This window comes from Herbaspirillum frisingense GSF30 (genome assembly GCF_000300975.2).
Lineage (GTDB): Bacteria > Pseudomonadota > Gammaproteobacteria > Burkholderiales > Burkholderiaceae_D > Herbaspirillum > Herbaspirillum frisingense.
Map to the genome: position 1 here is coordinate 1 of NZ_AEEC02000062.1, position 15243 is coordinate 15243.

Genomic DNA, 15243 nt, shown 5'->3' on the forward strand with positions numbered 1-15243 from the left:
CCTTTTTCTTGGCCGGAACCAAGCTCGTCAGGCAAGACTCTGTAGAGTTTCCAAAGAGATCGGAGAACCGCCCATGCCCAGCCGCCGACATTTCCTTACCGCCTCCGGCGCAGCCGCCGCGCTGGCCGCCCTGGGCCTGCCACCACAGGCGCTGGCCGCGCAGTCCATGAAGATGGGCCCGGCCCAGGCTTTCAGCTTCGACCAGCTCATCGCGCGCGCCCGCGACATGGCCAGGACGCCCTACCAGGCGCCGCCGACGGTGCCCGCCGCGGTGCTGGACCAGATCGACTACGAAGCCCACGGCAAGATCCATTTCAAGTCCGATTACGCCGTCTTCGCCGACGGTCCTGGCCCGTTCCCGCTGACCTTCTTCCATCTCGGCAAGTTCTTCCGCGTCCCGGTGCGCATGTTCGTGCTGGATGGCCCGGGTAATGCATCCGCCCCAGGCTCCACTCCCAATCCCACTCCCACGCCCACCCGTGCCCGCGAACTGCTGTATCGCGACGATTACTTCGACATGCCGGCCGACAGCCCAGCCCACCGCCTCCCGGCCGGCAGCGGCTTTGCCGGCTTCCGCTTCCAGGAAAGCCGCCTGGCCGACCAGCAGGCCAAGGACTGGCGCAAGAACGACTGGGTGGCCTTCCTCGGCGCCTCCTACTTCCGCGCCATCGGTGACCTCTATCAATATGGCCTGTCGGCACGCGGCATTGCCATCGACGTCGCACAAGCCGACCGCCCCGAGGAATTCCCCGACTTCACGCAATTCTTCTTCGAGCCACCGGCACCGGGCAGCGATACCGTCGTGGTCTATGCCCTGCTGGATGGCCCCAGCATCACCGGCGCCTATCGCTTCACCCTGCAACGCGGCGCCGGCGTGACCATGGAGGTGGACAAGGCGCTGTTCCTGCGCCGCGACGTCGCGCGCCTGGGCCTGGCTCCGCTGACCTCGATGTACTGGTTCTCCGAAACCGTGAAGGGTAGCGGCGTGGACTGGCGACCTGAGGTGCATGACTCGGACGGCCTGGCGATCTGGACCGGTGCCGGCGAACACCTCTGGCGGCCCCTGAACAATCCGCCCCGCACCACCGCCTCGGCCTTCGCCGACCAGCAGTTGCGCGGCTTCGGTCTGTTGCAGCGCGACCGCAATGTCGACCATTACCTGGACGGCGTGCATTACGAGCGCCGCCCCAGCCTGTGGGTGGAACCGCAAGGGGACTGGGGCCAGGGCGAGGTACAGTTGATCGAACTGCGTACCGATGACGAAATCCACGACAACATCGTCGCCATGTGGGTGCCGAAAACTCCTGCGCGGGCCGGCGCCAGCTATCGACTGCGTTACCGCCTCTACTGGCAGCAGGACGAACCCTTCCCGACGGCGCTGGCGCGCTGCGTGGCGACCCGCCTGGGACGCGGCGGCCAGCCTGGCCAGGCACGCCCGGCGCAGGTCCGCAAGTTCATGGTCGAGTTCAAGGGCAAGCCGCTGGAAGGCCTGCCCTTCGGCGTGAAACCGGAAGCCGTCATCACCGCCTCCAGAGGCAACATTTCCTATGTCTACACCGAGGCCCTGCCCAACGACGTACCCGGCCACTGGCGCGCCCAGTTCGACCTGACGGCAGCGGGCGAGGAACCGGTCGAACTGCGTCTATTCCTGCGACACGACGGACAGGCACTCAGCGAGACCTGGCTGTTCCAGTACCATCCCTTCACTTCCAGGGAAGTGTATTGAGACAGTTTTTTTCTTTCCTCGAAAAAAGATTTGTACTTTTCAGAAAAGCTCCTTATAATCTCGTTCTTTCGCGGCTGTAGCTCAGCTGGATAGAGTACTTGGCTACGAACCAAGGGGTCGTGGGTTCGATTCCTGCCAGCCGCACCATATGTAGTAAAAAAAGGGTCCATCGCAAGATGGGCCCTTTTTTGTTTCTTTTATTGTTTCTCTTTTTGTTGATCCTTCCCGGGCAGCACCTCGCTGCTGCAACCTGCTGCAACCGGTCCCAGCTCAGCCACAATCTCTCCCGCTCACCGACGAGCGTTTGCGCCATCGTCCGACATGCGCGGCCCAGCCAGCTGGAGATAATCAATGCTCCGTTCATTCTCTGGAGGAGCCGCCGTGAAAAAGACCTCCCTGTTCATGCTCGCTGCCGGTTCGCTGGCCATGCTGGCCATGCTGGCCTGCGCCAAGCCGGTAAAGCGCCAGTTCGACGAAATCAACCGACGCCGGTTGGCCGAGGCCGCAGGCAAAACCGAGACCGAATCCGGCATGCCCAGCGTCATGGGTGAGCAGGACATGCAACCCGTCGCGCAAGAAAGCAGCATGGTGGCGGATGGCACGCAACAGCATGCCCCTACGCCTGTCAGCACCACATCGGTTCAGCCGCTAGAGCAGCCGCCACGCAAGGATGGGGATTTCGCGCCGCCGGTGGGCGCCTGAGCGTTTCTGTTTTTCGCTGCGCACCTCGCCGCCTTCCATGGATGTATCACCATGGAAGAAAGCGGCCGAACATGCTGCACGACTTCAGTGCTCTCCGCGCGCCCGCCTCTCTCTCTGAGTCTGCCCCAGCACCAGCACAAAGAACACCGGCACGAACAACACCGCCAGCACCGTGGCAGTGACCATGCCGCCGAATACGCCGGTGCCGATCGCGCGTTGGGTCTCCGCACTGGCGCCTGAGGCCAGCATCAGCGGTACCACACCCAGCGCAAAGGCCAGCGAGGTCATCAGGATGGGACGCAAACGCAGCACGGCCGCCCGGATCGCGGCTTCCGCCAGTCCGGCGCCCTCGGCCCGCAGCTGCCGCGCAAACTCCACGATGAGGATCGCATTCTTGGCAGACAGGCCGATGACGGTGATCAGACCCACCTTGAAGAAGACGTCATTGGGCATCTCGCGCAACATCACCGCCGCCACTGCACCGATCAGACCCAGCGGCACCACCAGCATGACCGACAACGGAACACGCCAGCTCTCGTACAGTGCGGCCAGCACCAGGAACACCACCAGCATGGACAAGGCCATCAGCATCGGCGCCTGCGCCGCTGACAGACGTTCCTGCAGGGATTGGCCAGTCCACGCCACGGCGAAACCAGACGGGAGCTGCCGGGCCAGGCGCTCCATCTCGGCCATGGCCTCGCCACTGGCCACGCCAGTTGCGGCGCTGCCGGCAATGCGTACTGCAGGGAAGCCCTGGTAGCGCTGTAGCTGCGTCGGCTGTTCTTGCCAGGATGCCTTCACGACTTCACCCAACGGCAGCATCCCGCCATTCTGGTTGCGGACGTACAGCTTCATCACGTCCTCGATCTGCATGCGCGCACCAGCCTCGGCCTGCAGGATGACCTGTTGCATGCGGCCGGCATTGGGGAAGTCATTGATATAGAACGAACCCATGGCCGCAGACAGCGTATCGCTGATGCTGGCGAAGGAAACCCCGAATGCGGCCGCCTTGTGACGGTCGATATCGAGCTGCGGGCTGGCTCCCGGCGGCAATCCGTCTGAATAGACGCCGGCCAGCTTGTCGCTCCTGGCCGCCAGCGCCAGCAATTGCGCTTCCGCAGCCTTGAGGGCGGCATAACCCTGATTGGCTCGATCCTGCAGACGCATGGCGAAACCGGAGGAGTTCCCCAGCTCTTCGATGGCCGGTGGCAGCAGGCTCATCACCATGCCATCGACGCTGCGTTCCATGGCGCCCTGGGCGGCGATGGCCTCGGCGGCAGCGGTGGAACCCTTGCGTTGCTTCCAGTCCTTGAGTTCGGTAAAGGCCATGGCCGCGTTCGGTCCGGAGCCGGAAAATCCGAATCCCAGTACCGAAAGGTTGGCGCCGATATCCTCGCGGGTCTGCAGGTAACGCTCGAACTGATCGACGGCACGGGCAGTGCGCTCGCTGGTGGCATCGGCCGGCAACTGGAAGGAGGTCATGAAGTAACCCTGATCCTCTTCCGGCAGGAAAGCCGAGGGCAAGGCCCGCAAACCGAGCACCAGCAGCAGGCACAGCGCCACGTACACCAGCATCATGCGCAGCCCTCGTGCGATCAGGCGCGCCAATGCGGATTCATAGCGTGCGGTGAGACGATGGAAGGCCCGGTTGAACGCGCCAAAGAAGCCGCGCTTTTCATGATGCCCCGGTACCACCGGCTTGAGCAGGGTGGCGCACAAGGCGGGCGTCAGGCTTAGCGCCAGCAAGGCCGAGAACAGGATGGACACGGCCATGGCCAGCGCGAACTGGCGATAGATCACGCCCACCGAGCCCCCTGCCAGCGCCATCGGAATGAAGACTGCGGTCAGTACCAGCGTGATGCCGACGATGGCCCCGGTAATCTCGCGCATGGCCTTGATGGTGGCCTCGCGTGGCGCCAGACCTTCCTGCGCCATGATGCGCTCCACATTTTCCACCACCACGATGGCGTCATCGACAATGATGCCGATGGCCAGCACCATCCCGAACATGGTGAGCACATTGACCGAATAGCCGGCCACCAGCATCACCGCCAGCGTACCCAGCAGCGCAATGGGCGCGACGATGGCGGGGATGACGGTATAGCGCACGTTCTGCAGGAACAGGTACATCACCAGGAACACCAGCACCATGGCCTCGATCAGGGTCTGCACCACCTTCTGGATGGAAACCTTGACGAAGGGTGCGGTGTTATAGGGCAGCGAAAACGCCATGCCTGCCGGCAGGCTGGGGCGCAGTTCTTCCATGCGTGCCTGGATGGCGGCCGCGGTGCGCACCGCATTGGCACCTGGAGAGAGCTGCACCGCGGCCACGCCGGCAGGCTTGCCGTCTTCGCGATTGGAGAAGGCGTAGGATTGCGCCCCCAGTTCCACCCGCGCCACATCTCCCAGCAACACGCGCGAACCATCGGTCTTTGCCTTGAGCACGATGGCGGCAAACTGCGCCGGCGACTGCAATTGCCCCTGTACCGTGAGCGGCACGGCGATCTGCTGGCCCGGTACGGCAGGCGAATCACCCAGGCGACCGGGTGCGATCTGGGCATTCTGCTGGCTCACTGCAGTGCTGATGTCGGTAACGGTCAGGCCGAAGGCATTGAGCTTGAAGGGATCGATCCAGATGCGCAAGGCCTGCTCGGCGCCGAACAGCTGGACACGTCCGACGCCCTCCACGCGGCGCAATTCCTCCACGATATTGCGTGCCAGGTAGTCGCTCAGTCGGACTTCGTCGTAGCGGCCATCGGTCGAGGTCAGGCTTACCATCAGGAGGAAGCCCGAGGCGGCCGACTCCACCGTCACGCCATTCTGGCGCACGGTCTGCGGCAGCCGCGCTTCGATGGCCTTGAGCTTGTTCTGCACATCCACCTGGGCCAGTTCCGGATCGGTGCCGGGCTTGAAGGTAACGCTGATCTGGGCGCTGCCCGAGGTATCGGCGGAGGACTCGAAGTAGAGCAGGTTCTTGACGCCCGACAGTTCGCGTTCGATCAGGCTGATCACGCCATCGTTCATGGTCTGAGGCGTGGCTCCCGGATAGGTGGCGTTGATGGAGACCGTGGGCGGCGCCACCGAGGGATAGCGCGCAATGGGCAATTGGCTCATGGCAATCACGCCAAACAGCACGATGAACAGGGCGACCACCCAGGCGAAGATGGGACGGTCGATAAAGAAGCGGGGCATGCAAGAACTCCATCAGTCTGGCTCGGTAGCTGACGGCAGGCTTAACGACAACGGCATTTTTGCCGTGCCACGCCAGCCGACAGTACAATCGCGAGCGAAGGCGGAGTCTGGGCGATGAGCGTGAGGATTGCGCGATACAACGATGGAGTTTCGATGGAGAAGGAAAGATGCCGACAGCACCGCATAGCGTGAGCGAACCGGGCCTGGCGCCCGCGGCGCCGGCCACCGGCGCGCTGGTACTGATCGCCGAGGATGCGCCCGAGATCGCTGACATCCTGGCCGCCTACCTGGCCCGCAGCGGCATGCGCAGCGTGCATGCGAGCGACGGCGTACGGGCGCTGGAACTGCATCTCGCCCTCAAACCGGATCTGGTGCTGCTGGACATCCAGATGCCGCAACTCAATGGCTGGCAGGTGCTGGCGCAGATTCGCCAGCGCGACCAGACTCCAGTCATCATGCTCACCGCCCTCGACCAGGACGTGGACAAGCTCACCGGCCTGCGCATCGGCGCAGATGACTACGTGGTCAAGCCCTTCAATCCGGCCGAGGTGGTGGCCCGGGTCGAGGCCGTCCTGCGCCGCAGCCAGCCTCGCGATGATCGCGATGACCGGCGCATCCTGCGGGTCCCGCCCTTCGTGATCGACTTCGAGCAGCACGAGGCCGTGGCCGAGATCGACGGGACTTCGCATGCGCTGGTGCTCACGCTCACCGAATTCAAGCTGCTGGCGCAACTGGCGCGCTCGCCACGGCGTGTGTTCAGTCGCGCCGAGCTGCTGGCCTCCTGCCTGCCGGAGGGCGATACGCTGGAGCGCACCGTCGACAGCCATGTCAGCAAACTGCGCAAGAAACTGGAAGACCTGGGCATCGCCGGTATCCCGGTCAGCATTCGCGGGGTGGGTTATCGTTTCCAGCAAGGTAGCTGATACCGTGGAGGCGCACTCGTGAAGCCCGGCGTCGACCTGCTGGCACTATGGCGCGGCAAGGGCCTGGCACGGCAGATCATCAGTTCGGTGGCGATCCTGGCGCTGACCATCATGCTGATGGTCTTGCTGGGCTCGTATGCCTTCTATTCGACCATGTTCATCTTCCTGCCCAGCGCCCTGTCGGCGCCGGACAGCTGGTTGCCCTCGCCAGCCGAGTGGGGCTGGATCGCCGGTACCACGCTGCTGGGCCTGGGAATTGCGATCTGGGTGGCCATGCGCCTGGCGCGCCGTATTCTGACGCCGCTCAATTCAGTGGCCACCAGCCTGCGCCGCGTGGCACAGGGCGATCTGGCGGCCCGGGCGGGAGCGCAACGACAGCCGCTGGATGAAGCCTCGCAGCTGATCAGCGACTTCAACGCCATGGCCGAGCGGCTGGAGCGGGTACAGCAGGAACGCATCTTCTGGAACGCCGCGATCGCCCACGAACTGCGCACGCCGGTGACCATCCTGCGCGGTCGATTGCAGGGTCTTTCCGATGGCGTGTTCCCGCCTGAACAGGCACTCTTTTCCAGCCTGCTGGTGCAAGTCGAGGGGCTGGCGCGGTTGATCGAGGACTTGCGCATCGTCGGCCAGGCCGAAAGTGGACACCTGCGCATACAGCTGCAGCAGGTGGACCTGCAACAGGAAATCGGCACCGTGCTGACGGCCTGCGAATCGGCGCTACAGGACAAGGGATTCGCCGTCACGCTCGAAATCGCACTGCAGCGCACGGTCTGCGATCCGGTGCGCATCCGCCAGGCACTACTGGCCCTGCTGGAAAACGTCCTGCAGCACGCCACACCCGGCCGCTTGCGCATCAGCACCGCGAGCAGCGCGGACCAGCATTGCCTGCGCGTGGAGGACTGCGGCCCGGGCCTGGCGGCTACCGATGCGGCGATGATCTTCGACGCCTTCCAGCGTGGCCCGCGCAGCGACGACGCCCAGCACCGTGGCAGCGGCCTGGGGCTGGCGGTGGTCAGGGCTATTGCCAGTGCGCATCACGGTACCGCCGACTGCCGGCCCTCGCCACTGGGCGGCACCTGCTTTGAAGTCCGCTGGCCTCATTGAGCATTGATGTGTATATTTTCCCCAGCAGGACGCATGAAGCGAAGTTCACAATAAATTCAGCGGACCACGGGGGGACCCCATGCGCAGACCGGACTCGATGTCGATACTCGCCATTAGCTTGCTGCTTTGCTCGCTGGCGGCATCGGCGTGGTCGGAGACCCTGACGACCATCACGCTGGGCTTCACCGGCCGCCTTTCCGAACCGATTACGCAGAGCGCCCTGCAGGGCGCGCAACTGGCCATCGACGAAGCCAATGCGATGGCCATACGGCGTCGCTCGCCACTGCGCTTGCAACTGCTGCCGCAGGACGACCACGGCAACGAAAATTTCGCCATCAACATCGCCCGTTATTACATCAAGGAAAACGTGGCCGGCGTCGTCGGCCCGTGGAGCAGCGACGCGGCATTGGCCACAGCCGCAATCTACGAAAACGCAGGCATCCCGCAGATCGGATTTACCGCCACCAGCAGCCAGTGGACCAGCATGGGCCACCGCATGCCGTTCCGGGTGGTCGGTGGCACGCGGGAACTGTCCTCCGCATTGGCCGAGGTTGCCAGCCGCTCGCTGGCGGGGCAGCGGGTCTTCGTGATCCAGAACGATTCGGCCTACAGCAATGCCTTGGCCGATGCAGTGATGGAAAGGCTGGCCGCGACGGCGCCAGGCATCGCGCTGGGGCGCATCCAGGTCGCGCGTCGGACCACCGACTTCCATGTGGCGATGCAGGCGGCGATGCAGCATGACGCTGATGTGATCGTGTTCCTGGCCCTCTACCCGCAGGCGCGCGCATTCATCGATGCCGCCCGCCGTTCGGGATCAAAAGCACGCATTCTGCTCACGGGAGGTGCCAGCAACCTGGAGCTGGCATCGCAGCCCGAACCACGGCTGCATGTGCTGGAATTCGAAATCGCACGGGACTATTGTCCGCAATGGAAAAAGGTCGCCCAAGCCTATCGCAGCAAATTCGATGCCGCGCCGACCACCTACTCCTTCTATGCCTATGATGCGGCCAGCGTACTTGGTGCGGCCATCCTGCAGACCGGCAGCGGCGATGGCCGCAGGATCGCGGTGGCGTTACACCAGTTGCGTCATCCCGGACTGCATGGACTGATCAGCTTTGCCCCCAACGGAGCAAGGGCCAATCCGCGCTATACCCTGTTCCGGCATGACGGCCGCTGGCAACCGGTGGAATTCTTCCCGGCTGGCAGCGGCCGTCATGAGCCTTGCGTGTGATGCCTGCCATCACGCACCCAGCAGGCGCGACATGGTTTCCGAAGGCCGACAGCGCGTGTCAGGACGGCTGGACAAGACCTCAAAATCTAATCCGGCGCCCGATGAATGAGCCTTTCCGATGCTGCCATACGTCGCTTGAGGAAGGCCCATAACAGTAACAATAGTGACACACCTATGAGAGTCATTATCCGGGCAGGCCACAGATGTGGTGCGGTGAATTGTTCCTCCATTCGGTAATTACCCGCAGGCAGTTGCCACGCTCTAAATCCGCCCGCCTCCAGGGCCGTCAATTGAATCGGCTTATCCGCAGATTGGCAATCGATGCACTGTAGCGTGGCGGCCCAACCGTCCCAGAAAATTTCGTTTTCGACCACAAGAGCTGGCTCTGCCAGACTAAAGTGGAACTCTTCACTAGAAGTGCCGCTTTTAATGCAGGTAGCGTCGACGCGGACGGCGCTGCTCAGGTCCAGCGTTCCAGCTTGTGAAGATGGGCGGCCCGGCAATGCCATCATCGTCCACTCTTTTTGCGCAAAATTGCGGCTAACGTCCGACTTGAGTATGGCCACGTGTCGAGCGAGCTTAAGGGGTCCCGAATAGTCACGCATGAAATACTGACCGGTGTAATAGCCGTTCCACGGGAATACTTCTTCGTTATGGGAAACCTCCCTGCGCGCCGTTCGGCATTGTTCCGAACGGAGGGCAGCCATCAGCTGCGACCTCGTTTCCGAGAACTTTCCTGCATGGGCTTCGACCCATGGAACACCATCATTCGGGTGCGCCAGGAAATAACGCTGGTCCCAATGCACCCCGCTCCAATTGAACACGCTGGCTGCTGCCATCAGGACAGGTAGCAGCCAGCGCCCAGGCCCCGGCAAGAGCCACAGCGCTACCGCAGCCAAACCGAACGGCAAGGATAGTGCCACCAGAACCGGTAACTGACCGTGCGCCGGTACGGTATAGAGATACCAGACGTATCTGGCGCCTAGCAGCAGCAATCCCAGGCCCGCCAAGTGCGGAAGAAACACGCGAATGCGGGCGCTGAGAGGGGCAAGAATCAAAAGTGCGATGACGAGCAACAGCAAACTTCTTGTGGACAATAGCACCACGCCGAACAGATAGTTCAGCGCCAGAAGAAATAAGGCCCCCACCGCGACCAGGCCGGACACGAACATCCACTGTCCGGGCCAGGAGGGAATACACCTGACCAACATCAGCAAAGATATTGCAGCGATGGCACAAATCGCTTGAACGACATATTCCATATGCCATAGGGTCCAGTCGGCAATGGCAAGCTCGTCGAAGAAATAGGTCCCGCCAATCAAGAGGAGTGCCACGGGCAGCAGTGGCAGCATTCGACGTGCCTGCGCTCGGGTATCCTGCAACGCGGCGCATGCCACCAGAACGATCGCTAAACCGATGATGCCGCGATAATCGGCCATCACGAAGCGGCTGACCCCCAGCGGCGGAATCAGTCTGGCCAGCAATGGATGTAGCAAACCACTGGCGATCAGAATGGCTAGCACCATCGACACCACTGGCCACTTCATCATGGGTCGCCAGCGCAATAGACCTAGCAGAAAAAGAGTTATCGCGGGAATCCCTACAAATACCGAACGCATCGATTGATCATGGTGCAACAAGCGATCATTGGTAATTGGGAAGATCAGCGATAGCATATCGCTCGTCACCAGATAGTCGTACTGCATGCTACCGACCTCGACGGATCGCGCGATTTCCCGTGCATCCAGAAAGGCCGGGAGTAGCGTCAACCCGGAAAGCAAGGTACCAACCAGCATGGCCGACCCGATGAGAAGCCCGACAGTACCTACCTCCTTTTCAAGGAGCGTCCTGACCAGGGTGACACTACCAAGCACGAAAAAGACCGCTAGCGTCGCGCCAGGATAAGCGCCTGTCCATTGCATGAATATCCAGAGCGGCAGCAGCACTATTGCTATCCAGTTTAGCCTGGACATGGCACGCCAGTTCATGAACACAGGCATGCACAACCATGGCAGAAAAGCGAAAGAACGGATGATGTCAGGGTGCTGCGCATTGGAGTAGAAACCGCCAAATCCCTGATAGAACACACCCGCGAGGATGGCCTGCCACCACTTCATTCCGCAAGTCCGTGCACAAACGGCAGCACCTACCGCACCCAGATATACATGGGCAATCTGCAGCAGCTTCGCCACTTCGAAGCTATAGGCCACGCCTAACCAAGAGAGCAAGCGGATGGGCAGATAGTCAAACCCGCTTTGCAGGTTCATGTAAGTAGGGTAGCCCATGCCCTGGAAAGGAATCCAGGAGGTATCCTTACCCACCCTTGCGACCTCGACCAGGTAATAAGGTACTGCCTGGTAAGTCAGCAGAAAATCGTTAGGAAAAATGCCGTTAGCGGAAAAGTGACGCCAGAAGTACAAGCCATTCTGTAACGCTAGGATCACCAGCATCAGCAACCATGGCAACACCACTCTTGCCGTCCGCCCGCTACCCGCCCGCCGCAATGCCTCACGAATCCTGATAAGGTGGTGATGGGCATTGATCAGCATGAGGACGATAGAGAAGGTAGTGATTGGAACAAGCAGTCATCCCATCCGGAGCAGGCCGGGATCACCCACCGGCATTCGCCTTGTGTAACAAGATGAGCTTGGAAAGAAGATATGTCATCGGCAGCACGGCTGCGGTGACCAACAAAGGCGCCCAGTTGCTTGAGATACCCAATGATTCCACCAGTACGTGGAGAAGTAGTGCACTGGCGATGTACTGGGCACCGTATACCAGCGGAAAGGCGAGAAAACGTCGCCAGGAAAGTGGTACGCGGAATACCAGTAGCGAATTGAGAAGATAGGAAAACACCACACCGGCTACATAAGCGAGCAAATATGCTTGCTGGTACGGGAGAAGCAGCTTCAGCACGAGATAAGTCGCATAGCTGAATCCGGTATTGATCAGGCCACCGATTAAGAACTTGATCCAGTATTTGCCACGTGGGATCAAGATATCTCGTCCTTCGGTGAGACCGTCTGCAAAAAACTCTCATAATCGCGAATGTAATCCTGGGCATCGTAGCTATCGGACGCGAACACCAGCAAGACTGCATCGCTGGAATACTTGTACTGGGTTCCCCAGGTCAGGGGCGGCAAATAAATGCCCAGATCCGGCGAATCTAGCAGCACCTCGATGCGGGAGCGGCCATCGTCAGCCACCACCGAACAGCTACCTTTCACGCAGATCAGGAACTGGCGGCACTTATGATGGGCGTGCTCGCCCCGAGTCTTTTCACTCGGGACGTTGTAAACCAGAAAATAGCGGCTGGGAACGAAGGGAATGTCCACCGGGAACTCGCCCACTGATAAGTCACCACGAATGTCTGAAACCTGTTTAAGCCGGTGAAGCGTCACACCCTTGACGTCTAGCGCGACAACTCGGTCCCTCTCTGAAGGCATCTCGACCCGGTCTTCCTCGCGGGGTTGCTCGCCAGCATCGACATAGCCGGTGATACGCGCCGGGCAGCCAGTAACGACAGCATAAGGCGGGACCGACTTGGTGACTACCGCACCTGCCCCGACCAGGGCGCCACGACCGATATGCACGCCTGGCAGGATCGTGGCACCGCCACCGATGGAGGCGCCGCGTTCCAGCGTGGTTTCGACAAAGCGCTCGGGATAGACTTTGGAGCGCGGGAACTTGTCGTTGGTAAAAGTTACGTTGGGGCCGATAAACACATCGTCCTCGACCCGGATGCCGTCCCATAAGTAAACGCCAGACTTAATTGTGACGCGATCTCCAATGGTGACATCGTTTTCGATGAAACAATGGGCGTTGATGTTCACGTCCCTGCCGATCCTGGCTCCTGCAAGGATTACCACATATTGCCATATGGTGGTATCTGTACCGATTTGGCTTGTCTGTACATCGGCGCTGGGATGGATTTTCATTTGGCATCCTGGTCTTGGGAGGCGTGCGGCGAAACGAGATGGCGCGCTATGATAGCCAGGGGACGCTTCTTGGTGTTTTCATAAGCGCGCCAAGCATAGGTGCCAACAATGCCTATTCCCAGAGTATTGAGCGCGCCGAAGAACAGCACGGCGATGATAATGGTGGCGTAGCCGGGAACTGTGATGCTCCCCAGCAGGTGACCAACCATCACCATCAAGGCCAGCAACACAGAAAAAATACAGCCAGTGAGGCCGAGCCGAACCAGCAAACGCACCGGATAGTCAGTGAAGGCAAAGATGCTGTCGAGCATGTAATCGACCTTCTTCTTGAAAGTCCAGCCGGACACTCCTTCTTGCCTTTCAAGTCGTTTGTACTCGAAAAGTTTCCGACGAAAACCCAGCCAGAAAATCAGCGCCACCAAGGACGACCTCGACTCTTCCAATCGCAGCAACTGGTCGCGGAAGACGCGATTGCATCCGAAGATGTCCACGCCACCCGGCGGCATCTCCGGCAACACCAGCTTGCGATACAAAGACCAGAAAACGTGAGAGGGAATGCGCGAGGACAGGGGATCCTCACGTGCAGCCCTGTTACCGAGGGCAACGTCGCACTCATCGGTGGCCAGTGAGGCGAAGAAGGACAACAGCAACTCGGGGGGCTCTTGCAGATCGGCGGCCATAACTGCGAAGAACTCCCCTTTGGCGATGCTCAAACCACTGCGAATTGCGGCAAACGAACCAAAATTACGGGAGTGCCCCACCAGTTGCGCGCTGAAAGGTAGCTCGGGCAATCGCTGTTCCAGCAACATGAATGAGCGATCAGGACTGCCATCGACTACGAACACGACCTCGAGACTATGCTCAAGCTGAGTATCGAGATCAGCCAGTGCGGTCAGCAAACGAGGAATGGATTCCTCGTTTTTATAGACCGGAATGATGACGGAGTACTTCAGGCTACCCATGCGTTGATTCCATCAATCACGAGGTCCACCTGTTCATCGGTCATCTCCGGATAGCAGGGCAAGGTCAGGATATCGGTGGCCAATTGCTCCGTATCAGGCAAGGAAACTTCCGAATAGGTCGCACCAAAGACTGGCTGACGATGGTCCGGCAGGGGGTAGTGGATCTCGGCGGCAATGTCCAGTCCGCGCAAATGGGCGCGCAGAGCATCGCGTTCGGGGCAGCGGACGACAAAAAGGTGCGCAACGTAATCTTCGCCAGTCCACGACGGCAGGCTGACCCTGGGATGCTTGATAGCATCGGAGTAGCGCTGTGCAATGTGGCGGCGACGCGCATTGGTGGCATCTAGCAAAGGGAGGAATTCCGACAACACAGCCGCTTGCATCTCGTCAAGCCGACTATTGCGAGCGTGGGCACGGCTGACCTGATATTTCTGAGCCCAACCGTATTGACGCAGACTGCGGGCAACAGCGGCAACTTCGTCCGACGCTGTGGCGATGGCACCACCATCTCCAAGAGCACCGAGATTTTTGGTAGGGTAAAAACTGAAACTGGAGGCAGCACCGAAGCTTCCGACCTTGCGCCCGTTGATTCTGGCGCCATGCGCCTGAGCACAGTCTTCGAAGAGACGCACCCCGGCGGCGTTACACAGACGTGCGACTTCTTCAATATCGGCCACAGCACGCCCGTAGAGATGGGTGACTATTACCGCGTCTATTCCGAGCGCAATGACTCGTTCAACTTCCTCCAGGGCTACATTATGGGTATCCGGAGCGACATCCATAAAGCAAGGTTCAGCACCGATCGCCAGAATTGCCGTCGTGCTATACATGCCGGCATTGGCCACAGTTGCAATTTTGCTTCCCTTTTTCATACCGATGGCACGCAGGCCAATTTCGATGGCGTCGGTGCCGTTGGCCACCGTAACGCAATGCGACAGCCCAAGGTAGGCAGAAAAAGCCTGCTCGAATTGCGCCACCTCAGGCCCTAGAACGAACCATCCTCGCGCGACCACGCGCTGCAAGGCCGCATTAATAAGCGCTTCATGAGCGCGAGTTCGCGCCAACAGGTCGTTGATGAGCATAGTGAGCCATGAAGAAAGACAATCCGGCAACTGAAGTCGAAATTCTTCCCCGACTGTAAAGTTTGCTTACAAATTGCCTACGAATTTAAACATTGGACTATATCACTGAGGCCTTGACAGAGAAAGTGGTCGCTAGTCCCTCCTGCAGCAATCCAGCGGCAGTCCCCGGAGTCCTCGTTGGCTGGCAGCGGCTTACGGCACCTTGACATTTGACCCGAGCATCACGCTCCGAGCAGACGCGACATGGTTTCAGCGAAAACGACGATGAGTCCGACGAGCATGGTGTTCTCCTTGTAGTAGTGGGCGATCAGCCGCCGAAGAGGCGGGACATGGTGTCAGCGAAAACGACGATCAGTCCGACGAGCATGGTGTTCTCCTTG

Annotated in this window: 11 protein-coding genes and 1 tRNA gene; 6 read left to right on the forward strand and 6 right to left on the reverse strand. The window is 60.5% G+C overall.

Going from position 1 to position 15243, the window contains the following annotated elements:
* Positions 1-73 precede the first annotated feature (73 nt).
* From HFRIS_RS23745 to HFRIS_RS23755, 3 genes are all read left to right on the forward strand, one after another.
* Positions 74-1726: an OpgD/OpgG family glucan biosynthesis protein gene (locus HFRIS_RS23745; protein ID WP_006465569.1), complete on the forward strand. Its 1653-nt coding sequence runs from the start codon at positions 74-76 to the stop codon at positions 1724-1726.
* Between the two features lie 70 nt (positions 1727-1796).
* A tRNA-Arg gene (locus HFRIS_RS23750) sits at positions 1797-1873 on the forward strand.
* Positions 1874-2107: 234 nt separating this feature from the next.
* Positions 2108-2428, forward strand: coding sequence for a hypothetical protein (locus tag HFRIS_RS23755; protein WP_006465570.1), 321 nt, complete (start codon positions 2108-2110; stop codon positions 2426-2428).
* Positions 2429-2512: 84 nt separating this feature from the next.
* Here HFRIS_RS23755 and HFRIS_RS23760 read toward each other — a convergent pair whose 3' ends face one another.
* On the reverse strand, positions 2513-5620 hold the full coding sequence (locus HFRIS_RS23760; protein WP_006465571.1) for a multidrug efflux RND transporter permease subunit: 3108 nt from the start codon (positions 5618-5620) through the stop codon (positions 2513-2515).
* A 167-nt stretch (positions 5621-5787) separates the two neighbouring features.
* On the opposite strand from HFRIS_RS23760, the gene HFRIS_RS23765 reads away from it, so the two are divergent.
* From HFRIS_RS23765 to HFRIS_RS23775, 3 genes are all read left to right on the forward strand, one after another.
* Positions 5788-6543: a response regulator gene (locus HFRIS_RS23765; RefSeq protein ID WP_006465572.1), complete on the forward strand. Its 756-nt coding sequence runs from the start codon at positions 5788-5790 to the stop codon at positions 6541-6543.
* Between the two features lie 18 nt (positions 6544-6561).
* On the forward strand, positions 6562-7650 hold the full coding sequence (locus HFRIS_RS23770; RefSeq protein ID WP_006465573.1) for an ATP-binding protein: 1089 nt from the start codon (positions 6562-6564) through the stop codon (positions 7648-7650).
* 79 nt (positions 7651-7729) lie between these two features.
* Positions 7730-8881, forward strand: a complete 1152-nt coding sequence (locus HFRIS_RS23775) for a branched-chain amino acid ABC transporter substrate-binding protein (protein WP_152486756.1) — start codon at positions 7730-7732, stop codon at positions 8879-8881.
* An 86-nt stretch (positions 8882-8967) separates the two neighbouring features.
* On the opposite strand, the gene HFRIS_RS23780 is transcribed toward HFRIS_RS23775, so the two are convergent.
* The 5 genes from HFRIS_RS23780 to HFRIS_RS23800 all read right to left on the reverse strand — a co-directional run bounded on the left by HFRIS_RS23780 (position 8968) and on the right by HFRIS_RS23800 (position 14863).
* Positions 8968-11430, reverse strand: a complete 2463-nt coding sequence (locus HFRIS_RS23780; protein ID WP_039877196.1) for a hypothetical protein — start codon at positions 11428-11430, stop codon at positions 8968-8970.
* A gap of 61 nt (positions 11431-11491) precedes the next feature.
* The gene (locus HFRIS_RS23785; protein ID WP_006465576.1) at positions 11492-11878 is read right to left on the reverse strand and encodes a GtrA family protein; all 387 of its coding nucleotides are present in this window, start codon (positions 11876-11878) and stop codon (positions 11492-11494) included.
* A complete protein-coding gene (locus HFRIS_RS23790) occupies positions 11875-12819 on the reverse strand; it encodes a WxcM-like domain-containing protein (protein ID WP_006465577.1) in 945 nt (314 codons plus the stop codon). The genes HFRIS_RS23785 and HFRIS_RS23790 overlap by 4 nt, the downstream gene beginning before the upstream one ends.
* Positions 12816-13781 carry a glycosyltransferase family 2 protein gene (locus HFRIS_RS23795; protein WP_006465578.1) on the reverse strand — a complete coding sequence of 322 codons (966 nt, stop codon included), beginning with the start codon at positions 13779-13781 and terminating at the stop codon, positions 12816-12818. The genes HFRIS_RS23790 and HFRIS_RS23795 overlap by 4 nt, the downstream gene beginning before the upstream one ends.
* Positions 13769-14863, reverse strand: coding sequence for a DegT/DnrJ/EryC1/StrS family aminotransferase (locus tag HFRIS_RS23800; protein ID WP_006465579.1), 1095 nt, complete (start codon positions 14861-14863; stop codon positions 13769-13771). Before HFRIS_RS23800 ends, HFRIS_RS23795 begins: the two co-directional genes overlap by 13 nt.
* Positions 14864-15243 lie beyond the last annotated feature (380 nt).

Excerpts from the sequence above, each read along its gene's own strand:
- HFRIS_RS23800 (WP_006465579.1), bottom strand. The coding sequence starts at position 14,863 with ATGCTCATCAACGACCTGTTGGCGCGAACTCGCGCTCATGAAGCGCTT.
- HFRIS_RS23745 (WP_006465569.1), top strand. The coding sequence starts at position 74 with ATGCCCAGCCGCCGACATTTCCTTACCGCCTCCGGCGCAGCCGCCGCG.
- HFRIS_RS23795 (WP_006465578.1), bottom strand. The coding sequence starts at position 13,781 with ATGGGTAGCCTGAAGTACTCCGTCATCATTCCGGTCTATAAAAACGAG.
- HFRIS_RS23790 (WP_006465577.1), bottom strand. The coding sequence starts at position 12,819 with ATGAAAATCCATCCCAGCGCCGATGTACAGACAAGCCAAATCGGTACA.
- HFRIS_RS23765 (WP_006465572.1), top strand. The coding sequence starts at position 5,788 with ATGCCGACAGCACCGCATAGCGTGAGCGAACCGGGCCTGGCGCCCGCG.
- HFRIS_RS23775 (WP_152486756.1), top strand. The coding sequence starts at position 7,730 with ATGCGCAGACCGGACTCGATGTCGATACTCGCCATTAGCTTGCTGCTT.
- HFRIS_RS23780 (WP_039877196.1), bottom strand. The coding sequence starts at position 11,430 with ATGCTGATCAATGCCCATCACCACCTTATCAGGATTCGTGAGGCATTG.
- HFRIS_RS23760 (WP_006465571.1), bottom strand. The coding sequence starts at position 5,620 with ATGCCCCGCTTCTTTATCGACCGTCCCATCTTCGCCTGGGTGGTCGCC.